Source organism: Rhodococcus aetherivorans (genome assembly GCF_011058165.1).
In the GTDB taxonomy this organism is placed as follows: Bacteria; Actinomycetota; Actinomycetes; order Mycobacteriales; family Mycobacteriaceae; genus Rhodococcus; species Rhodococcus aetherivorans.
The window spans coordinates 57,932-78,837 of record NZ_JAALEG010000019.1 but is presented as its reverse complement, the minus strand read 5'-3'; the positions used below and the strand labels follow the sequence as shown (position 1 = coordinate 78,837).

At 70.7% G+C, this 20,906-nt stretch carries 19 protein-coding genes; 11 read left to right on the top strand and 8 right to left on the bottom strand.

Features of this window, described 5'->3' with window-relative positions; all coding sequences use genetic code 11:
* Positions 1-643: 643 nt before the first annotated feature.
* Positions 644-1,060 carry a cytochrome c oxidase subunit 4 gene (locus tag G6039_RS10720; RefSeq protein ID WP_006940002.1) on the bottom strand — a complete coding sequence of 139 codons (417 nt, stop codon included), beginning with the start codon at positions 1,058-1,060 and terminating at the stop codon, positions 644-646.
* A gap of 31 nt (positions 1,061-1,091) precedes the next feature.
* Positions 1,092-2,156, bottom strand: coding sequence for an aa3-type cytochrome oxidase subunit II (gene ctaC / locus G6039_RS10715; RefSeq protein WP_144415028.1), 1,065 nt, complete (start codon positions 2,154-2,156; stop codon positions 1,092-1,094).
* Between the two features lie 272 nt (positions 2,157-2,428).
* On the opposite strand from ctaC, the gene asnB reads away from it, so the two are divergent.
* Complete coding sequence (gene asnB / locus G6039_RS10710) at positions 2,429-4,354, top strand: asparagine synthase (glutamine-hydrolyzing) (RefSeq protein WP_006940004.1); 1,926 nt, start codon at positions 2,429-2,431, stop codon at positions 4,352-4,354.
* 63 nt (positions 4,355-4,417) lie between these two features.
* On the opposite strand, the gene G6039_RS10705 is transcribed toward asnB, so the two are convergent.
* Complete coding sequence (locus G6039_RS10705) at positions 4,418-5,389, bottom strand: carbohydrate kinase family protein (protein WP_006947778.1); 972 nt, start codon at positions 5,387-5,389, stop codon at positions 4,418-4,420.
* A gap of 137 nt (positions 5,390-5,526) precedes the next feature.
* Positions 5,527-5,877, bottom strand: coding sequence for a HesB/IscA family protein (locus G6039_RS10700; RefSeq protein ID WP_029544238.1), 351 nt, complete (start codon positions 5,875-5,877; stop codon positions 5,527-5,529).
* Positions 5,878-6,022: 145 nt separating this feature from the next.
* On the opposite strand from G6039_RS10700, the gene G6039_RS10695 reads away from it, so the two are divergent.
* On the top strand, positions 6,023-6,688 hold the full coding sequence (locus tag G6039_RS10695) for a DUF3043 domain-containing protein (protein WP_006947776.1): 666 nt from the start codon (positions 6,023-6,025) through the stop codon (positions 6,686-6,688).
* A 21-nt stretch (positions 6,689-6,709) separates the two neighbouring features.
* Here G6039_RS10695 and G6039_RS10690 read toward each other — a convergent pair whose 3' ends face one another.
* Positions 6,710-6,928: a hypothetical protein gene (locus G6039_RS10690; RefSeq protein ID WP_006947775.1), complete on the bottom strand. Its 219-nt coding sequence runs from the start codon at positions 6,926-6,928 to the stop codon at positions 6,710-6,712.
* A 134-nt stretch (positions 6,929-7,062) separates the two neighbouring features.
* On the opposite strand from G6039_RS10690, the gene cobT reads away from it, so the two are divergent.
* The gene (gene cobT, locus G6039_RS10685) at positions 7,063-8,166 is read left to right on the top strand and encodes a nicotinate-nucleotide--dimethylbenzimidazole phosphoribosyltransferase (protein WP_006947774.1); all 1,104 of its coding nucleotides are present in this window, start codon (positions 7,063-7,065) and stop codon (positions 8,164-8,166) included.
* Positions 8,167-8,192: 26 nt separating this feature from the next.
* Positions 8,193-8,945 carry an adenosylcobinamide-GDP ribazoletransferase gene (locus G6039_RS10680; protein WP_006947773.1) on the top strand — a complete coding sequence of 251 codons (753 nt, stop codon included), beginning with the start codon at positions 8,193-8,195 and terminating at the stop codon, positions 8,943-8,945.
* A 71-nt stretch (positions 8,946-9,016) separates the two neighbouring features.
* On the opposite strand, the gene G6039_RS10675 is transcribed toward G6039_RS10680, so the two are convergent.
* Both G6039_RS10675 and gcvT read right to left on the bottom strand, forming a co-directional pair.
* Positions 9,017-10,120: a branched-chain amino acid aminotransferase gene (locus G6039_RS10675; RefSeq protein WP_029544241.1), complete on the bottom strand. Its 1,104-nt coding sequence runs from the start codon at positions 10,118-10,120 to the stop codon at positions 9,017-9,019.
* A 33-nt stretch (positions 10,121-10,153) separates the two neighbouring features.
* A complete protein-coding gene (gcvT, locus tag G6039_RS10670; protein WP_029544243.1) occupies positions 10,154-11,254 on the bottom strand; it encodes a glycine cleavage system aminomethyltransferase GcvT in 1,101 nt (366 codons plus the stop codon).
* A 74-nt stretch (positions 11,255-11,328) separates the two neighbouring features.
* On the opposite strand from gcvT, the gene G6039_RS10665 reads away from it, so the two are divergent.
* The 6 genes from G6039_RS10665 to G6039_RS10640 all read left to right on the top strand — a co-directional run bounded on the left by G6039_RS10665 (position 11,329) and on the right by G6039_RS10640 (position 18,572).
* Positions 11,329-12,837 (top strand): leucyl aminopeptidase, encoded by a 1,509-nt coding sequence (locus tag G6039_RS10665; RefSeq protein WP_029544245.1) that lies wholly within the window; start codon positions 11,329-11,331, stop codon positions 12,835-12,837.
* Positions 12,838-13,094: 257 nt separating this feature from the next.
* Entirely contained in the window at positions 13,095-14,867 is a 1,773-nt protein-coding gene (gene sucB / locus G6039_RS10660) for a 2-oxoglutarate dehydrogenase, E2 component, dihydrolipoamide succinyltransferase (protein WP_043799906.1), read from the top strand.
* Between the two features lie 110 nt (positions 14,868-14,977).
* Complete coding sequence (locus G6039_RS10655) at positions 14,978-15,868, top strand: TIGR01777 family oxidoreductase (RefSeq protein ID WP_006947768.1); 891 nt, start codon at positions 14,978-14,980, stop codon at positions 15,866-15,868.
* A 46-nt stretch (positions 15,869-15,914) separates the two neighbouring features.
* Entirely contained in the window at positions 15,915-16,697 is a 783-nt protein-coding gene (lipB, locus tag G6039_RS10650) for a lipoyl(octanoyl) transferase LipB (protein ID WP_006947767.1), read from the top strand.
* A gap of 68 nt (positions 16,698-16,765) precedes the next feature.
* Positions 16,766-17,776: a lipoyl synthase gene (gene lipA / locus G6039_RS10645; protein WP_006947766.1), complete on the top strand. Its 1,011-nt coding sequence runs from the start codon at positions 16,766-16,768 to the stop codon at positions 17,774-17,776.
* 55 nt (positions 17,777-17,831) lie between these two features.
* Positions 17,832-18,572 (top strand): DUF4191 domain-containing protein, encoded by a 741-nt coding sequence (locus tag G6039_RS10640; RefSeq protein WP_029544250.1) that lies wholly within the window; start codon positions 17,832-17,834, stop codon positions 18,570-18,572.
* Between the two features lie 78 nt (positions 18,573-18,650).
* On the opposite strand, the gene G6039_RS10635 is transcribed toward G6039_RS10640, so the two are convergent.
* Entirely contained in the window at positions 18,651-19,127 is a 477-nt protein-coding gene (locus G6039_RS10635) for an RDD family protein (RefSeq protein WP_029544252.1), read from the bottom strand.
* A gap of 213 nt (positions 19,128-19,340) precedes the next feature.
* On the opposite strand from G6039_RS10635, the gene glnA reads away from it, so the two are divergent.
* Complete coding sequence (gene glnA / locus G6039_RS10630; RefSeq protein ID WP_006947761.1) at positions 19,341-20,777, top strand: type I glutamate--ammonia ligase; 1,437 nt, start codon at positions 19,341-19,343, stop codon at positions 20,775-20,777.
* Positions 20,778-20,906: the final 129 nt, after the last annotated feature.

The following is a 20,906-nucleotide window of genomic DNA, read 5'->3' as shown; positions in this document are numbered from 1 at the left end:
CCCCACCCCTCCCCCACTGCGACGGACGGCAGGGAACCCGAGCGGACCGTCGGCTCACCGGCCCTCGGACGGGCCGGGCGTGTCGCGGTACGCGAGTCGGTTCGAGCGCGGTACCGCATCGGCGTCTGCCCGGGGGCGCGCGGTGTCCTGCCGCCGCGTTCCGCGCGGTGTCCTGCCGCCGCGTTCCGCGCGGTGTCCTGCCGCCGCGTTCCGCGCGGTGTCCTGCCGCCGCGTTCCGACGGGACCATCCGGGTTCGATTCCGACCCTCGGCGCGGTATCACCCCACCGCCGGCACGGCGGCGAGCGCCACCTCGACGAGGTCGCCGCCGTAGTACCTCAGCAGCGCCCGCCTGTGGATCCGCCGTGGCTACGCCGGGCGGGTGAGTAGGCGTGAGGGCTCTCGCGGCCGGGACAGCGGCGCGCCGCGACACTGCCCGCCCGGCACCCCCGGCGTCGGCCCCGTTCCCCACGACCGGGCCATGGACGATTCCCCGGTGACACCCCGCCGAGCCGTGACGCGAACCGCGCACGGCGAGCACGGCCCGAGGCTCCCCGTCCGGGCACGGAACGGAAACGGCCGCGGGGCGGCCTCACCGTGTGGTGAGGCCGCCCCGCGGCATCGGATCTACGCGCTGTGTGCGCTCAGTGCTTCTCGGGTCCGACGTGGTACTCGAACACCAGGCCGGCCGCAGCAGCGAGGATCAGGATCACGGCGAGGACGATCAGCCACGGCTGGAAGAAGGCCAGCGCGATGGCGGCGAACGCAGCCGCCCCGGCCAGCAGGATCGGCCAGTAGCTACCCGCGCTGAAGAAGCCCAGGTCGCCTGCGCCGTCGCTGATCTCGGCCTCCTCGTAGTCCTCCGGGCGGGTGTCGAGGCGACGGGCCACGAACCGGAAGTAGGTGCCGACGATGAGCGTCAGGCCGGCGGAGAGCACGATCGCCGTCAGGCCGGCCCATTCGATGCCCGTGCGGGACAGGCCGGTGAACACTCCGTACACGATGGCGACGAGCACGAAGAACACCGTCACGACTTCGAAGAGCTTGGCTTCGATCTTCATATCAGCTTGTCCTTGGTCGGAGGTTTACCGGTCAGTTGCCCGCGGTGACGACACCACTGGCCGCGCGGTCGGTGCGGTCGGTCTTGAAGGGGGTGGTGGACGTCGCGACCGGGGACTCGCCGATGCGCTCGAGCGCCTGCGCGTTGGTCAGGCCCTCGCCACCGTCCTCGACGGGCTTGCGGAGCTCGATGTACTCCGCGAACCGCTCCGGGCTCACCGCGCGGACCTCGAAGTTCATCATCGCGTGGTAGGTGCCGCACATCTCGGCACAGCGGCCGACGAACGCGCCTTCCTCCTGGATCTCGGAGATCTGGAAGACCGGATCGGAGCTGTTGTTCAGCGGGTTCGGGTTGACGTCACGCTTGAACAGGAACTCCGGCACCCAGAAGGAGTGGATCACGTCGGACGAGGCGAGCACGAACTCGATCCGGCGATCGGTCGGCAGGACGAGGACCGGGATCTCGTTGCTGGTGCCGACCGTCTCGATCTTGTTGTAGTGCAGGTACGACAGGTCCTCGGCCTCCTGGCCGTGGATCGGGGCCGGGATCTCGTGCTCGCCGCCGGCATGCTCCTCGGTGTCGCCCTCGACCGCGGCCTGCGCGATCTCGTCCGTCCCCTCGTAGCGCGCCGTGCCCTCACCGAGGTCGACGGTGCGGTAGCCGAACTTCCAGTTCCACTGGAACGCCGTGACGTCGACGACGACGTTCGGGTTGTCCTCCTTCTCGAGGACGTAGTTCTGCACCACCACGGTGAAGTAGAACAGCACCGCGATGATGACGAACGGGACCGCCGTGTACAGCAGCTCGAGCGGCACGTTGTAGGCCGTCTGCCGCGGGAATTCCGGCGAGTCCTTCTTCTTGCGGTGGAAGATGACCACCCAGAAGGTCAGGCCCCACACCAGTACACCCATGACGAGGGCGGCGACGACCGACCACGTCCACAGCTCACGCATACGCTCGGCCTGCGGGGTAATCCCCTCCGGCCAGCCGAAACGCAGGACTTCCTCGCTGCTACATCCCGTCAGCAGCACGGCTGCAATACCGAGAGATGCTGCCAGCCCGAACCGCCGAAGGATCCGACCTTGCGCCACGTTCACGCCTTCCTGATCGCCGCAATTCCACTAGGGCACACCCGGAGGGCAGACCCAATTACTACGCAGCGTAGACCAAACCCGGCCGCGATCCATCCCCGGGGCGCACACAACGTGTCGCGTCGTCGCGTGCCCGCTGCTCACGGCCCGGGTCGACGCCGGCCACCGGCTGCCGCGACCCCCGGCCTGCGGCATACTGCCATGCAGACCGTCGGTCCCTGCTGCGGCAACATCCCGGGGGCCGAATCCATCCCAACCGGAATGAGGTATCGGACGCCGTGTGCGGACTGCTCGGGTTACTGACCACTGACGGCACCAGCGACGACGCCGTCGCCAGGGTCGACTCCGCGATGCACTGCCTGCGTCATCGCGGACCGGACGAGCACGGCACCTGGCACGACGGCGACCTGGTCTACGGGTTCAACCGGCTGTCGATCATCGACATCGCGCACTCGCACCAGCCGCTGCGGTGGGGCCCGCCGGAGTCCCCGGAGCGCTACGCCCTGACCTTCAACGGTGAGATCTACAACTACGTGGAGCTGCGGGCCGAGCTGGCGGAGAAGTACGGGGCGCAGTTCGCCACCGAGGGGGACAGCGAGACCATCGTCGCCGCGTACCACTACTGGGGCACCGAGGCGGTGCGACGGCTGCGGGGCATGTTCGCGTTCGCGATCTGGGACACCGAGACGCGCGAGCTGTTCCTCGCCCGCGACCCGTTCGGCATCAAGCCGCTGTTCCTCGCCACGGGCACCGGCGGCACCGCGTTCGGCAGCGAGAAGAAGAGCCTGCTCGAGCTGGCCGATCTGATCGGGATCGGCACCGAACTCGACCCCCGCGCCGTCGAGCACTACACGGTGCTGCAGTACGTTCCCGAGCCGGAGACCCTGCACAAGGAGATCCGGCGGCTCGAGTCCGGCTGCTACGCCCGGGTGCGCCCGGGGGGCCGGCCGGAGATCACGCGCTACTTCGAGCCGACGTTCCCGGTCCGGCCCTTTGCCGCAGGCCGCGAGCGCGACCGGTACCGGGAAATCGCCGAGGCGCTCGAGGATTCCGTCGCCAAGCACATGCGTGCCGACGTGACGGTCGGGTCGTTCCTGTCCGGCGGCATCGACTCCACGGCCGTCGCGGCGCTCGCGATGCGGCACAATCCGAACCTGATCACGTTCACCACCGGGTTCGAGCGCGAGGGCTACTCGGAGGTCGACGTGGCGGCCGAGTCCGCCGCCGCGATCGGCGCCCGCCACGTCGTCAAGGTCGTCTCCCCCGCCGAGTTCGCCGCGGCGATCCCCGAGATCGTGTGGTATCTGGACGACCCCGTCGCCGATCCCGCGCTGGTGCCCCTGTGGTTCGTCGCCAAGGAGGCCCGCAAGCACGTGAAGGTGGTGCTCTCCGGGGAAGGTGCCGACGAGCTGTTCGGCGGCTACACCATCTACCGCGAGCCGCTGTCGCTGAAGCCGTTCGAGTACCTGCCGAAGCCGTTGCGGCGCGCGGCCGGGAAGCTGTCCGAGCGCATCCCCGAGGGCACCCGCGGCAAGAGCCTGCTGCATCGCGGGTCGATGACCCTCGAGGAGCGGTACTACGGGAACGCCCGCAGCTTCAACGACGCGCAGCTGCGGGCGGTGCTGCGCGACTTCCGTCCGGAATGGACGCATCAGGACGTCACCGCACCGATCTACGCCCGCTCCGCCGGCTGGGATCCCGTCGCGCGGATGCAGCACCTCGACCTGTTCACGTGGCTGCGCGGCGACATCCTCGTCAAGGCCGACAAGATGACGATGGCGAACTCGCTGGAGCTGCGGGTGCCGTTCCTGGATCCCGAGGTCTTCCGCGTCGCCTCGCAGGTGCCGCTGGATCAGAAGATCACGAAGAACACCACCAAGTACGCGCTGCGCCAGGCCCTCGAGGGTATCGTCCCGCCGCACGTGCTGCACCGCGCGAAGCTCGGCTTCCCCGTGCCGCTGCGGCACTGGCTGCGCGGCCCGGAGCTGTTCGAGTGGGCCCGCGCCGTGATCGCCGAGTCGGGCACCGAGCACCTGCTGGACAAGGCGGCCGTCGGCCGGATGCTCGACGAGCACCGCGAGGGCCGCGTCGATCACAGCCGCCGGCTGTGGACGGTGCTGGTGTTCATGATCTGGCACGGCATCTTCGTCGAGCAGCGCATCGTGCCGGACATCCAGGAGCCGGCCTACCCCGTCGAGGTGTAGGGCCGCTACGCGGCCGGTGTGTCCTTCGGGCGGTGGGAACCGCCCAAAGGACACACCGGCCGGTCACGGCAGGATCGCGGCGATCTCGTCCGCGGCCGTCTGCCCGTACGCGACCGCCAGCCGCTTGACCGCGTCGGGACGGTCGAAGGTCCATTCCTGCGTGCCGGTCGTCTCGAGCACGAGCACCGCGACGAGCGAGCCGAGCTGGGCGGCACGCTCGAGACTGAGGCCCGCGCGGTGTCCCAGCAGGAAGCCCGCCCGGAATGCGTCGCCGACGCCGGTGGGATCCACCTTGGCCCGCTCGGGCACGACGCCGACGTGAATCCGGTGGCCGTCCCGTTCGACGATCTCGACACCGTGGCCGCCGAGCGTGGTGACGCGCAGACCGACCATTGCGCGGATCTGCTCCTCGGTCAGGCCGGTCTTCTGCTGCAGGAGTCCCCACTCGTACTCGTTGGTGAACAGGTAGGCGGCACCGTCGATCAGCCGGGCCGCCTCGTCGCCGCTCAGACGGGCGAGCTGCTGGGACGGGTCGGCCGCGAACGGCATGCCGAGCTGTCGGCACTCGTCGGTGTGCCGGGCCATCGCCTCCGGGTCGTTCGCACCGATCAGGACCAGATCGACCCCGTGCGCCCCGGTCACGTCGGCGAGGGAGATGTCCCGGGCCTCGGACATCGCGCCGGGATAGAACGAGGCGATCTGTGCCATCGCCTCGTCGGTCGTGCACACGAAGCGCGCGGTGTGCGCGGTCTGCGACACGTGCACGGGGTCGCAGTTGACGCCGTTGCCCTCGAGCCACGCACGGTACTCGGCGAAGTCGGCGCCGACCGCCCCGACGAGCACCGGCGACCCGCCGAGCACACCCATCGCGTAGGCGATGTTGCCGCCCACGCCGCCGCGACGGACCACCAGGTCGTCGACCAGGAAGCTGAGCGAGATGTGGCTGAGCTGGTCTGCGACGAGCTGCTCGGCGAAGCGTCCGGGGAAACGCATGAGGTGGTCGGTGGCGATGGAACCGGTCACGGCGATGGTCACGTGGCTGGGCCTTTCAGCGAAGGACTGGGACCGATCTCACGCTACCCGCACCCACCCGCACAGCACTGCGGCCCCGACGCGAGTGCGCGTCGGGGCCGCAGTGCGGACCGCGTCCTTCGGACACGGGCGGACTTACGTCAGTTGAACGAATCGCCGCAGGCGCAGGAGCCGGTGGCGTTCGGGTTGTCGATCGTGAAGCCCTGCTTCTCGATCGTGTCGACGAAGTCGATCGACGCGCCTTCGACGTAGGGGGCGCTCATGCGGTCGACGGCGAGAATGACGCCGCCGAAGTCGCGGGTGAGGTCACCGTCGAGCGTCCGGTCGTCGAAGAACAGCTGGTAGCGAAGGCCCGCACACCCACCCGGCTGCACGGCGATGCGCAGCGAGAGGTCGTCGCGGCCCTCCTGGTCGAGCAGCGCCTTCGCCTTGGCGGAGGCGGCCTCGGTCATGGTGACGCCGTGAGTGGCGGTCTCTTCCTGCACAGTCATGGGCGCTCCCTAGTCTTTCGTGTTCCAACCCGGTTGCCTCAACGGTACCGCGCGCGCATCTATTCCTCATGCGCGCCTCGGACCGCACGCGGGCCTGACCGGGGGCGATTTTCCGGCCGGGACGGTTTTCCCATAGCCTGGAGGGGTGAAGTTGCTACGCCGCGGCGGTTCCGACGAATCCGACAACGGGGACCTCGGCGCGTCCGAGTCCGTCGCCGACCCGCAGTCCGAAGGCGGCAAGGGAACGACCGGCAAGGGTCGTCCGACCCCGAAGCGCCGAGAGGCCGAGGCCCGCCGGCGTGGTCCCGTCGCTCCGGCTCCGTTGACCGCCAAGGAAGCCCGGGCGCGCCGCAAGGCCGCCAAGCAGTCCCTCTCCAAGGAGGAGCGCAAGGCGCAGTCCGCGGAGCGCCGCGCCGCCGCCGGCGAGCGCCGCACCCGCATGCTCGCGGGCGAGGAGAAGTACCTGCTGCCGCGCGACAAGGGGCCCGTGCGGGCCTACGTGCGCGACCTGGTGGACAGCCGCCGCAACCTCGTGGGCCTGTTCATGCCCATGGCGCTGGTCCTGATCATGACGATGTTCCTCGGGCCGGTGGTCCAGCAGTACGTGACGCTCGCGATGTTCGCGATGATCGTGCTCATGGTGATCGAGGGGATCTACCTCGGCCGCCTCGTGAACAAGAAGGCCCGGGCCCGCTTCCCCGACACCACGGAGGGCGGCTTCGGCCTGGGGTGGTACGCGTTCGTGCGAGCCTCGCAGATCCGCAAGCTCCGGGCGCCGCTGCCGCGGGTTTCCCCCGGCGACGCCGTCTGACCGCGCGGGCCTGCGCACCGGTCAGTGGTGCGGTGCTCGGCGCGCATCGATCGTGCTGCGCACCCAGCCGGCCGACGGGTCGCCGCACAGGGGCGACGACGGATCGTGCGGCCGGAAGTGGTTGTGGCGCCACCAGGCCCGCGTCACCCACCGCGGGGCGGGGCGGGAACGGGCCCGCGCGAGTTCGAGGCCGGCGACGAGCGCGGCTAACACGAGGACGATCACGACGACCTGGCTCATGACGGACAGTCTGTCGCCGGTGCAACGCCCGAGACAGTGGCAGCAAAGCCATCTACCGTCGATTTTCTGCCACGGCGCGGGTTGATAGCGTCCAGCGGTGGCTTCGACCTCCGCCACTTCGTGAAAGGTGCCCCGTGAGCAGCGAATCGGTCCACTCCGCCGACGTCGTCTTCCCGCCCGTCGTCGCCCCCGACCGGGAGGTCCGCCGGCGCGCCGACGCCCGGCAGCGCGATCTCACCAAGCCTGCCGGTTCCCTCGGCCGGCTGGAGGAGCTGGGGTGCTGGGTCGCGTCCTGCCAGGGGCAGGTACCGCCCCGCCCGTTCACTCGTCCCCGGGTGGTGGTGTTCGCCGGCGATCACGGTGTGGCCCGCGGCGGTGTCTCGGCGTATCCCCCCGAGGTGACCGCTCAGATGGTCGCCAATTTCCTCGCCGGCGGCGCCGCGGTCAACGTTCTCGCCGCCACCGCCGGCGCCGGGGTCCGGGTGGTGGACATGGCCGTCGACGGGGACACGGATCCGGCGGTTTCCGCACACAAGGTGCGCCGGTCGAGCGGCTCCATCGACCGGGAGGACGCGCTCACCGAGGAAGAGACCCTCCAGGCGATCACCGCCGGGCGAGCCGTCGCCGACGAGGAGGTCGATGCGGGAGCCGACCTGCTCGTCGCGGGTGACATGGGGATCGGCAACACCACCCCCGCGACGGCGCTGATCGCCACGCTCACCGGCACCGAGCCCGTCGCGGCCGTGGGACGCGGCACCGGCATCGACGACGCCGCCTGGATGCGCAAGGTCGCCGCGATCCGCGACGCGATGCGCCGCGCACGGCCCCACGCCCGCAACCCGGTGGCGCTGCTGCGCACCGCGGGAGGCGCCGACCTCGCCGCGATGGCCGGGTACCTCGCGCAGGCGTCGGTACGCCGGACCCCGGTCGTGCTCGACGGGGTCGTCGTCACCGCCGCGGCGCTCGTCGCCGAGGAACTCGCCCCGGGAGCCCGGGACTGGTGGATCGCCGGGCACCGCTCCACCGAACCGGCCCACACGCTGGCCCTGCGGCACCTGAATCTGGATCCCCTCGTCGACCTGGGGATGCGTCTCGGCGAGGGCTCGGGGGCGGTCGCCGCGCTGCCGATCCTGCACGGCGCGGTGGCGGTCCTCACGAACATGGCGACGTTCGCCGAGGCCGGCGTGAGCACCCGCGACGAGGACGCCACGCCGGGCGCCGATCCGCGCGACGACTGATGCGTGGCATCGCCCTGCAGCGACTGATGCGTGGCATCGCCCTCGCCCTCTCCTGGCTCACCGTGCTGCCGGTTCAGGGACCGGGGCGCATCGATCGCGGCGCCGGGGGCGCGGCTATCGCCGCGGCGCCGGTCGCCGGCCTCGTGCTCGGTCTCGGGACCGCAGGCGTGCTGTGGGCGGCGGTCGCCGCCGGCTGCACTCCCCTGCTCGCGGGCCTGATCGGGGTGGGGTTCCTGGGCCTCGCGACGCGCGGCATGCACCTCGACGGCCTGTGCGACACGGCCGACGGGCTCGGCTGCTACGGACCGCCGGAGCGGGCTCGTGAGGTGATGAAGTCGGGCGGCGCCGGACCATTCGGGGTGGCCACCCTGGTGGTCGTGCTCGGTGCGCAGGCCGCCTCGTTCGGGGCGCTCGCCGACGCGCGATCCTGGCCCGCCGTGATCCTCGCCGTCACCGCCGGCCGGGTCGCGGTCGTCCTCGCCTGCCGACGCGGCGTGGCCGCAGCCCCGGGCAGCGGGTTCGGTGCCCTGGTGGCGGGGACACAGCCGCTCGGGGTGGGCGCGCTGTGGGCCGGCGTCGCGCTCGTCGCGGCGGCCTGGTGCGTGCCCGGCTCCTGGTGGGCCGGCCCGGTGACGGTGGCCGTGGCGCTCGGTGCTGCACTGCTACTGGTGCGGCACTGCGTCCGCCGGTTCGGCGGCCTCAACGGCGACGCGCTCGGGGCCGGCCTCGAGACGACGGTGACGATCGTGGCCGCGGCGCTGAGCGCGGCCGTCGCGTAGGCCCGGCCGAGCCGGGCTCAGCGCAGGGCCCGGCCGAGCCGGGCTCAGTGCAGGGCCCGGCCGAGCCGGGCTCAGCGCAGGGTGGTGAGCCAGCCGTGGGTGTCGGCGAACGTCCCCCGCTGGATGCCGGTGAGGGTGTCACGCAGGGCCATGGTGACCTTGCCGGGCTCGCCGTCGGCCACGGTGAACTCGCCGTCCCGGCTCTTGACGGTGCCGACCGGGGTGATGACCGCCGCGGTGCCGCACGCGAAGACCTCGGTGATCTCGCCGGTGGCGACCTTCGACTCCCATTCCTCCACCGAGATCTTGCGCTCCTCCACCTCGAGGCCGGCGTCCCTGGCCAGGGTGAGCAGGGAGTCGCGGGTGATGCCGGGCAGCAGTGAGCCGGACAGCTCCGGCGTCACCAGCCTCGCGTCGGCGCCCGATCCGAAGATGAAGCACAGGTTCATGCCGCCCATCTCCTCGATGTAGCGGCGCTCGACGGCGTCGAGCCACACGACCTGGTCGCAGCCCTGCTCGGTGGCCTGCGCCTGCGCCAGCAGCGACGCGGCATAGTTCCCGGAGAACTTGGCGTCGCCCGTGCCGCCCGGCGCGGCCCGCACGTACTCCTGCGAGATCCACACGCTCACCGGCTTGACGCCGCGGGGGAAGTACGCGCCGGCCGGGGAAGCGATCAGCATGTACCGGTACTGGTTCGCGGGCCGCACGCCGAGACCGGCTTCGGTGGAGAACATGAACGGCCGCAGATACAGCGACTCCTCGCCACCGGCGGCGGGCACCCATTCGTGGTCGGCCTCGACCAGCTCCGCGATCGAACGGACGAACAACTCGTCCGGCAGCTCGGCCATGGCCAGGCGCCGCGAGGACCGGCGCATCCGTTCGGCGTTGGAGTACACGCGGAAGGCCGCGATGCTGCCGTCGGGCTGCCGGTAGACCTTCAGACCCTCGAAGATCGCCTGCCCGTAGTGCAGCACCATCGCGGCCGGGTCGAGCTGCATCGGGCCGTACGGCTGGACGGTGGCGTCGTGCCAGCCGCGGCCTTCGGTGTAGTCGATCGTGACCATGTGATCGGTGAAGTACCGGCCGAACCCCGGATCCGCCAATATCTCTCCACGCCGCTCCGCGGAGGCGGGCGAGGGGTGCGGAACGTGGGCGAATTCGAGGACACCGGTCATGACCGTTGATCCTATCGAACCGCCCGCGCCGCCCTACTTGGTGTGGTCGGGGACGAACGGTGGGACGACCAACCGGGCGCGCAGGGCGCGTCCCCGGACGTCGACCGCGACCTCGTCACCGGCGGCCAGGCCCGCCGCCGTATCGAGGAGCGCCAGCGCGATACCGACCTTGAGCGTCGGGGAGAACGTGCCGGACGTGGTCTCCCCCACCGTGTTTCCGTCGCGCAGCACCTTCAGGTCCGGCCGCAGCACGCCACGGTCGAGCGCCTGCAGCCCCCACAGCCGTCGCGCGGGACCGGACTCCTTCTCCGCGACGAGCGCCGCACGTCCCCGGAACGCCGGCTTGCTCCAGCCCACCGCCCAGCCGCAGCGGGCCTGCAGGGGCGAGATCGCCTCCGACAGCTCGTGCCCGTGCAGCGGGTAGCCCATCTCGGTGCGCAGAGTGTCGCGGGCCCCGAGCCCGGCAACCTGACCGCCGGCGGCACGCACGGCGTCGGCCAGCGCCCGGAACAGCGCCTCGGCGTCGGCCCAGCGCGGCACCAGTTCGAAGCCGCGCTCACCGGTGTAGCCGGTGCGGCACACGCGGACCGGCACGCCGTTCCACTGCGCGTCCACGAAGCTCATGTAGCCGAGGTCGGTGGGCAGCCCCAGCCCCTGCAGGACAGCTTCGGAGGTCGGTCCCTGCACGGCGAAGACGCCGTGGTCGCGGTGCTGGTTCGTCACCGTCACGCCCTCGGGCGCGTTCGCGGCGAGGACGGCGACGACCGCGGCGGTGTTCGCGGCGTTCGGCACGAGGAACAGCTCCTCGTCGGAGACGTAGTAGACGATCAGGTCGTCGGTGACACCCCCGGACTCGGTACAGCAGAGGGTGTACTGGGCCTTGCCCGGGCCGATCTTGCGCAGGTCGTTGGTGAGCGTCGAATTGACGTAGTCGGCCGCGCCCGGACCGGCGACGAGGGCCTTGCCCAGATGGCTGACGTCGAACAGGCCCACGTTCTCGCGCACGGCGGTGTGCTCGGCGACGGTGCCGGCGTACGAGACCGGCATCTGCCAGCCACCGAAGGCCGCGAAGGTCGCACCGAGTTCGGTGTGGACGGCGTGGATCGGGCCCTGCAGCAGTGACTGGTCGCTCATGCGCCCCACGCTATCCCACCCCCCGGGATCATTAGCATCGGTGCCACGACCCCCCTTCCCCCTAGGAGACGCCCGTGAGTGCCCTTTCGCCCACCCTGCCCGAACTCGTTCTCGCCGGAAGCGTTTCCAAGCGCGCGGACGTCCTCGTCATCGGCCTGACCGCAGGCGACGACGGTCCCGAGGCCCTGCTCGGCGACGGACTGGTCGACGAGGACGTCCTCGGCGGGCTGCTCGACGCCCTGCAGTCCGTCGGCGCCAAGGGCAAGGCCGAGGAGGTCACGCGGATCCCCGCGCCCGCCGCCCTGCCGGTCACCAGCGTGCTCGCCGTCGGGCTCGGCGCCGCCGGCAAGATCGACGCCGAACAGGTGCGCCGCTCCGCCGGCGCTGCGGCGCGCGCCCTCGCCGGCGCCTCCGTGGTCGCGACGACCCTGTCCGCCGTGGATCTCGGCGCCGCCGCGGAGGGCTTCGCGCTCGGCGCGTACACGTTCACCGAGTTCCGCACCGCGAAGTCGAACTCCGGCGACGCGCAGCCCCCCGCCCGGATCGAGCTGCTCGTCGCGTCGCCGCGCGCCCGCGAGGTCAAGGCCGCGCTGGCCCGGGCGACGGCCGTCGCCGAGGCGGTCGCCACCGCCCGCGAGTTCGTCAACACCCCGCCGAGCCACCTGTTCCCGGCCGAGTTCGCCGACCGCGCGCAGGCGCTCGGCGCCGCCGCCGGGCTGCGGGTCGAGGTGCTGGACGAGAAGGCGCTCGAGCAGCAGGGCTACGGCGGCATCGTCGGGGTCGGCAAGGGGTCGTCGCGCCCGCCGCGGCTCGTGCGGCTGAGCTACTCCGCCAAGAAGCGCAAGGCCCCGAAGGTGGCGCTCGTGGGCAAGGGCATCACGTTCGACACCGGCGGCATCTCCATCAAGCCGGCCGCCGGGATGGAGAACATGACGTCCGACATGGGCGGGGCCGCGGCGGTGGTCGCGACGGTCGTGCTCGCCGCGAAGCTCGGGGTGGCGGCAGACGTGACCGCGACGGTGCCGATGGCCGAGAACATGCCGTCCGCGACGGCACAGCGTCCCGGCGACGTGCTCACCCAGTACGGCGGCACCACCGTCGAGGTGATCAACACCGACGCCGAGGGTCGTCTCATCCTTGCCGACGCCATCGTCCGTGCCTGCGAGGACGAGCCCGACTACCTGATCGACACCGCGACGCTCACGGGCGCGCAGATGGTCGCCCTGGGGACGCGGACGCCGGGCGTCATGGGCACCGACGAGTTCCGGGACCGTGTCGCACGGCTCTCGCAGGAGGTGGGCGAGAACGGGTGGGCGATGCCGCTGCCGGCCGAGCTGCGCGCGGACCTGAACTCCCGGGTGGCCGATCTGGCCAACGTCACGCCGCACCGGTGGGGCGGGATGCTCGCCGCCGGCCTGTATCTGAAGGAGTTCGTCGCCGAGGGCGTGCAGTGGGCCCACATCGACGTGGCCGGGCCGGCTTTCAACACCGGAAGCCCGTTCGGCTATGTCGGCAAGGGCGGCACCGGTGTGCCGGTGCGCACGCTGTTCGCCGTCATCGAGGACATCGCGGCCAACGGCTGATCCGTCCGGCGCGTCCCTGCCGGGCGGCAGGGACGCGCGGGCGCGCGTGACCCAACCCTCGTCGAACGCCGCGATTGGATCAGTGCAAGGATGGTCGAGGTCATACCCGGCATCGGGTGTGGTCTCAATCGAACACCGCAAGACACCGCACGAGACCGTGGCCTCGAGCACAATGGTCTGCGACCACACAATGGTCCGCGACCATCGGTCGGCACAACTCAACACACCCGAACACAACCGTCGAGGAGTCAACAGACATGGCCTTCTCCGTCCAGATGCCAGCGCTTGGTGAGAGCGTCACCGAGGGAACTGTCACGCGATGGCTCAAGCAGGAAGGAGACACGGTCGAAGTCGACGAGCCGCTGCTCGAAGTTTCCACGGACAAGGTCGACACCGAGATCCCCTCGCCCGCGGCCGGTGTGCTGGTGAAGATCGTCGCCCAAGAGGACGAGACGGTCGAGATCGGCGGCGAGCTGGCGGTGATCGGTGACTCCGCCGACGACGCGGGATCGTCCACCACCCCTTCTGCCGCCCCGACCGAGGAGGCGGCACCCGAGGAGCAGCCCACCCCCGAGCCCGAGCCGGAACCCGAGCCCGCTCCGGCTCCGTCCGGTTCCGACGCCGGCGCCGCCGAGGGCACCCCGGTCACCATGCCGGCGCTCGGCGAGTCCGTGACCGAGGGCACCGTCACCCGGTGGCTGAAGTCCGTCGGTGACGAGGTCGCGGTCGACGAACCCCTGCTCGAGGTGTCCACCGACAAGGTCGACACGGAGATCCCGTCCCCGGTTGCCGGAGTGCTCCTCGAGATCAACGCCCAGGAGGACGACACCGTCAAGGTCGGTGGGCAGCTCGCGGTGATCGGATCGGGAACCCCGGCCGCGGCACCGTCGAAGCCCGAGCCGAAGCCGGAACCGAAGCCCGAGCCGAAGGCGGAACCGAAGCCCGAGCCGAAGGCGGAACCGAAGCCCGAGCCGGCGAAGCAGGCGGCCCCCGAGCCGGTGAAGCAGCCCGCCCCCGAGCCGGTGAAGCAGGCCGCTCCGGCCCCCGCTCCGGTCCCCGCGGCCGAGGAGACCTCGGGTGGAGCCACGCCGTACGTGACGCCCCTCGTCCGCAAGCTCGCCGCCGAGCACGGCGTCGACCTGTCGACGGTGTCCGGTACCGGTGTCGGCGGCCGCATCCGCAAGCAGGACGTGCTCGCCGCTGCCGAGGCCGCGAAGGCCCCCGCCGCCCAGGCGCCGGCGCCCGCCGCCAAGGCCCCGGCCGCCGCTCCGGCCGCGACCGCCGGTGTCCGTCCCGAGCTGGCCCACCTGCGTGGCACCACGCAGAAGGTCAACCGGATCCGCCAGATCACCGCGATCAAGACCCGCGAGTCCCTGCAGACCACCGCGCAGCTCACCCAGACCTTCGAGGTCGACGTCACCAAGATCGCGCACCTGCGGGCGCAGGCCAAGGCGACCTTCGCCGAGCGCGAGGGCGTCAACCTGACCTTCCTGCCCTTCTTCGCGAAGGCCGTCGTCGAGGCCCTCAAGGCGCACCCGAACATCAACGCCTCCTACGACGAGGACAAGAAGGAGATCACCTACCACGCGGCCGAGCACCTCGGCATCGCCGTGGACACGGAGCAGGGTCTGCTCTCCCCGGTGATCCACAACGCCGGTGACCTGTCGCTGGCCGGCCTGGCCCGCGCGATCGCGGACATCGCCAAGCGTGCCCGCAGCGGTGGCCTCAAGCCCGACGAGCTGGCCGGGGGCACCTTCACGATCACGAACATCGGCAGCCAGGGCGCCCTGTTCGACACGCCGATCCTGGTGCCGCCGCAGGCGGCGATGCTCGGCACCGGGGCGATCGTCAAGCGACCGGTGGTCGTCACCGACGAGGTGGGCAACGAGTCGATCGGTGTCCGTTCGATGTGCTACCTGCCGCTGACCTACGATCACCGGCTGGTCGACGGCGCGGACGCAGGCCGGTTCCTCACCACGATCAAGCACCGCCTCGAGGAGGCGGCGTTCGAAGCCGACCTGGGTCTGTGACCCACGGGGTGTAGCCCGGCACTCACCGGACCCGCAGCGGGGGCATCGTCACACCGACGAGGCCCCCGCTTCCGCGTTCCGATCCCCGCAGATGCGGGAGAATCTCCGGCATGCGCATCCTCGTGGCCGGCTCGTCGGGGCTGATCGGAACTGCCTCGGTCGCGTGGCTGCGGGCGCACGGCCACGAGGTGCGCCGCCTGGTGCGGCGTCCGCCGGGGGCGCCGGACGAATGGTCCTGGGACCCGCGGACGGGGCGGGTCGATCCCGCGGCGCTCGACCGCGTCGACGCCGTGGTGAACCTGTGCGGGTCGAGCGTGGGTGCGCGGCGCTGGTCGGGCGCGGTGAAGCAGGAACTGCGCGACAGCCGGATCGTCCCCACCGACGTCCTCGCCGCCGCCGTCGCGGCCGCCGGGGTGCCGACGCTGGTCAACGCGGGCGCCGTCGGCTTCTACGGGGACACCGGCGAGACGGTGGTGGACGAACGCAGCCCTGCCGGGCAGGGGTTCGTGGCCGACCTGTGCCACGACTGGGAGGCCGCGACGGCGCCGGCGCGTGAGGCCGGGGTCCGCACGATCGTTCTCCGCACCGGGATCGTGCTCGCGCCGCACGGGGGCATCCTGCGCCGGCTCGAGCCGCTGTTCCGGCTCGGGCTCGGTTCCCGGCTCGGCGACGGCCGGCAGTACATGTCGTGGGTGGCGCTCGAGGATGCGGTGGCGGCGGTGGGCTTCGTCCTCGGTCGCGGCGACATCGCCGGACCGGTCGATGTCACCGGGCCGGCCCCCGTGACGAATGCCCGGTTCACCGAGGCGCTGGCGCACTCGGTGCACCGGCCCGCGCCGTGGACGACCCCCGGTTTCGTGGTCGCCGCGGTCGCCGGGGAAATGGCGCGCGCACTGGTGCTCACCGGGCAGCGTGCCCTGCCGGCGGTGCTCGAGTCGACGGGCTTCGAGTTCCGGTACCCGACGATCGGTGCCGCCCTGGGAAACGCGCTCGCGTCCTGAAGTCACCTCTTCGCGAGGGCTCGCCGACGGCGTAGGGTCGTGGACTATGAGCAGCGCATCCTCCTCCGCCCGTTTCGATTCCGAACCCGTCGCGGTGGCGCACCTGGGGCTGATCGGTTACCTCGAGGCGTGGGAGCGGCAACGGGAGATCGCCGCCGACCGGGCCGAGGGCCGCGGCGTCGACACCCTGCTGTTGCTCGAGCATCCGCCCGTGTACACCGCCGGTAAGCGCACCGCCCCCGAGGATCGCCCCACCGACGGCACCCCGGTGATCGACGTCGACCGCGGGGGCAAGATCACCTGGCACGGTCCCGGCCAGCTGGTGGGCTACCCGATCATCCGGCTCGGCGAACCCATCGACGTCGTCGGCTACGTGCGGCGTCTCGAGCAGGCCCTGATCGAGGTCTGCACCGACCTCGGGCTCACGTGCGGCCGCGTGGACGGTCGCTCGGGCGTGTGGCTGCCGGCCGAGCTGCGCGACGGGCACTGGCTGCCCGAGCGCAAGATCGCCGCCATCGGGGTGCGGGTGCAGCGCGGGGTGACGATGCACGGGTTCTCCCTCAACTGCGACGCCACCCTCGACGCGTTCGACTCGATCGTCCCGTGCGGCATCCGCGACGCGGGTGTCACCTCGCTCACGGGTGAGCTCGGACGAGACGTCACCGTCGCCGAGGTGATGCCGGCGGTGACGGCGGCGGTGATCGACGCTCTCGACGGCCGCCTGCCGGTGACGGACCACGACATCGAGCGGGTGACGTTCGAACAGGCCGTCGGTGCCGAGCCGCCGCAGACCCCGCGGCCGGAGTTCACCACGGTGCGGTACGGCTGATCGCCGCCCGCCACGGCCGCGCCCCCAGGGTGGGTCCGGCCGGTACCGGCGGGCGTAGGATCGAGCCCGTGACTGTGGCCCCAGAAGGACGCAAACTGCTGCGGATCGAGACCCGAAACGCGCAGACGCCGATCGAACGCAAGCCGAACTGGATCAAGACCCGGGCGAAGATGGGCCCGGAGTACACCGAGCTGAAGGGACTGGTGCGGCGCGAGGGCCTGCACACGGTCTGCGAGGAAGCCGGTTGTCCCAACATCTACGAATGCTGGGAGGACCGGGAGGCGACGTTCCTCATCGGCGGCGAGCAGTGCACCCGTCGATGCGATTTCTGCCAGATCGACACCGGTAAGCCCGCCGAGCTCGACCGCGACGAGCCGCGCCGCGTCGCCGAGTCGGTGCAGGCGATGGGTCTGCGGTACTCGACGATCACCGGTGTCGCCCGCGACGATCTGCCCGACGGCGGCGCGTGGCTGTACGCCGAGACCGTGCGGCAGATCCACGAGCTCAACCCGGGCACCGGCGTCGAGAACCTCATCCCCGACTTCAACGGCAAGCCCGAACTGCTCACCGAGGTCTTCGAGTCGCGTCCCGAGGTCCTCGCGCACAACGTCGAGACCGTCCCCCGGATCTTCAAGCGCATCCGCCCGGCGTTCCGCTACCAGCGGTCGCTGGACGTGATCACCGCGGCCCGCGAGTTCGGCCTGGTGACCAAGTCCAACCTGATCCTCGGCATGGGTGAGACACCGGAGGAGGTCACCGAGGCGCTGCACGACCTGCACGCCGCCGGCTGCGACATCGTCACCATCACCCAGTACCTGCGTCCGTCGCCGCGGCACCATCCCGTCGAGCGGTGGGTCAAGCCCGAGGAGTTCGTCGCGCACTCGGAGACCGCCGAGGAGATCGGCTTCGCGGGCGTGATGGCCGGGCCGCTGGTCCGGTCCTCGTACCGCGCGGGCCGCCTGTACGCGCAGGCCATGGCACACCACGGTCGCGAATTGCCCGCCGCCCAGGCGCACCTGGCCGAGGGGGGCACAGCGGCCCAGGAAGCCAGCTCCGTGCTCGCTCGCCTCACGCCGTAGCCGTACCGGACCCGCGGTGGTGAAGGGGTCACCGCGGGGAAAGTATCCTGGGTGCATGGCGAAAGGCAGCAAACCCGACAAGGAAGCGAAGGCCGCGGCGAAGGCCGCGCGCAAGCAGGCGTCGAAGGAGCGGCGAACCCAGCTCTGGCAGGCGTTCCAGCTGCAGCGCAAGGAAGACAAGCTGCTGCTGCCGTGGATGATCGGCGCGATCGTCGTCTCCACCCTGGTGTTCTTCCTGATCGGGCTGATCTTCGGTATCGAGTGGTTCCTCCTGCCGGTCGGCCTGCTCGTGGGGGTGCTGCTCGCGTTCGTCATCTTCGGTCGCCGGGTGCAGAAAACGGTCTACGGCAAGGCCGAGGGCCAGGCCGGCGCGGCGGCGTGGGCGCTGGACAACCTGCAGGGCTCCTGGCGCGTCACGCACGCGGTGGCCGGCACCGCGCAGCTCGACGCCGTGCACCGCGTCATCGGCCGCCCGGGCGTGATCCTGGTGGCCGAGGGATCGCCGCAGCGCGTGAAAGCGCTTCTCGCACAGGAGAAGAAGCGGGTGGCGCGCCTCGTCGGCGACACCCCGATCTACGACGTCGTGGTCGGCAACGACGAGGGCCAGGTCCCGCTGTCGCAGCTGCAGAAGCACCTGTCCAAGCTGCCGCGCAACATCGACACCAAGCGGATGGACGCGATCGAGGGCCGGCTGGCCGCCCTGAGCACCAAGAAGACCGGCGCCGCGCTCCCGAAGGGTCCGATGCCGGCCGGCGCGAAGATGCGCAGCGTCCAGCGCACCATGCGCCGCCGCTGAGCCCCGCTCCGACGACGGGAGCCTGCACCCGGATCGACCCGGTGCAGGCTCCCGTTCCGCGTTTCGGGGGCGGGTGCGTCAGCGGGACCGTACGAGGGCCGTGCCGGTCGCCCGGTCCTGCAGGCCGCGGCCGTCGACGTCGGTGACGATCGCCGGCGCGATGAACACGAGCAGCAGCTGCCGCGCCAGGGCGCGAACCGGCCCCACTCGTGCGGGCGCGTCGACCCGGGCGACCTGGAGGCCGACCAGATACTGCCCCGGGGTGAACGAGAACAACGTCACCGTGAGCACCCCCACCACGAACCACACCAGCAGGGTGTAGGTGGACAGCTGAGGGTTCTCGAAGGGACGTTCGCCGACGATCGCGGTGGCGATACCGACGGAGGTGAACCAGTCGATCGCCAGAGCGCTCGCCCGCCGGCCGGTGCCCGCGAGCGCGCCCGGCCCCTCCTGGGGCAGGCCGAGCAACTGCCCGCGGTAGTCCTGGGCCTTTTCCTGCCCCTTGGGGATCGCCGCAGCGGGTCCGGAGAGCCAGCTGCCGGTCATACGTGCCATGCTGTCCAGGATAGGGTGCAACGAGCGGACCGGCCCGACCCCACGTGCACGCCGGTGACTTCTACCACAAAAGTAGTCCTCACGACACCGGAAGACGAGCTGTAACATCGGTGAAACATGGGATTGATGGTCGGGCAACACCAGCTCAATACGGTCTGTATCCGACGCAGACGCCCCATCCCCATGGCGCGCATTGACTGAAGGAGCACAAGCGTGGCGTTCACCTCGGCCGAAGAGGTCATCAAGTACATCGAGGACGAAAACGTCGAGTACGTCGATATCCGATTCAGCGACCTCCCCGGCGTTCAGCAGCACTTCTCGATTCCCGCGAGCGCGTTCACCAAGGACGTGTTCGAGGACGGCTTGGCGTTCGACGGCTCGTCCGTTCGCGGCTTCCAGTCCATCCACGAGTCGGACATGATGCTGCTGCCCGACGTCACCACCGCGCGCATCGATCCCTTCCGGGCCGCCAAGACGTTGAACATCAACTTCTTCGTCCACGACCCGTTCACTCGCGAGTCCTACAGCCGGGACCCGCGCAATGTCGCCCGCAAGGCCGAGGAGTACCTCGTCAGCACCGGCATCGCCGACACCGCGTTCTTCGGTGCCGAGGCCGAGTTCTACATCTTCGACTCGATCCGCTACGACTCGCAGATGAACGGCGCGTTCTACGAGATCGACTCGGTCTCCGGTTCGTGGAACACCGGCGTCGAGCTCAACGCCGACGGCAGCCCCAACCTCGGCTACAAGGTCCGCCCGAAGGGCGGCTACTTCCCCGTCGCACCGTACGACCACTACGTGGACCTGCGCGACGAGATCTCCACCAACCTGCAGAACGCCGGCTTCGAACTCGAGCGCGGCCACCACGAGGTCGGCACCGCCGGTCAGGCCGAGATCAACTACAAGTTCAACACGCTGCTCGGTGCGGCCGACGATCTGCAGCTGTTCAAGTACATCGTCAAGAACACCGCCTGGAAGCACGGCAAGTCCGTGACCTTCATGCCGAAGCCGCTGTTCGGTGACAACGGTTCGGGCATGCACGTGCACCAGTCGCTGTGGAAGGAAGGCAAGCCGCTCTTCCACGACGAGTCCGGCTACGCGGGCCTGTCCGACCTGGCGCGCTGGTACATCGGCGGCATCCTGCACCACGCGCCGTCGCTGCTCGCGTTCACCAACCCGACGATCAACTCGTACCACCGTCTGGTGCCGGGCTACGAGGCTCCGATCAACCTGGTCTACAGCCAGCGCAACCGCTCCGCCGCCGTGCGCATCCCGATCACCGGCAACAACCCGAAGGCCAAGCGCCTCGAGTTCCGCGCCCCGGACTCCTCGGGCAACCCGTACCTCTCGTTCGCCGCGCAGATGCTCGCGGGTCTCGACGGCATCAAGAACAAGATCGAGCCGATGGCCCCGGTCGACAAGGACCTCTACGAGCTCCCGCCGGAGGAGGCCAAGAACATCCCGCAGGCTCCCACCAGCCTCGAATCGGTCATCGACAACCTCGAGCGCGACCACGAGTACCTGACCGAGGGCGGCGTGTTCACCAGCGACCTGATCGAGACCTGGATCTCGATCAAGCGGGAGCAGGAGATCGCTCCGGTCAACCTGCGGCCGCACCCCTACGAGTTCCAGCTGTACTACGACTGCTGAGCCGGTTCCGCACGTAGTTCGTCACGAGTCCACCCGCCTTGCGATTCCGCAAGGCGGGTGGACTCGTGTCTGCGGCCTCGTCGGCCGGAGGGCGCGACCTCCCCGCCGCCGGCCGCGCTCGGCGTGCGC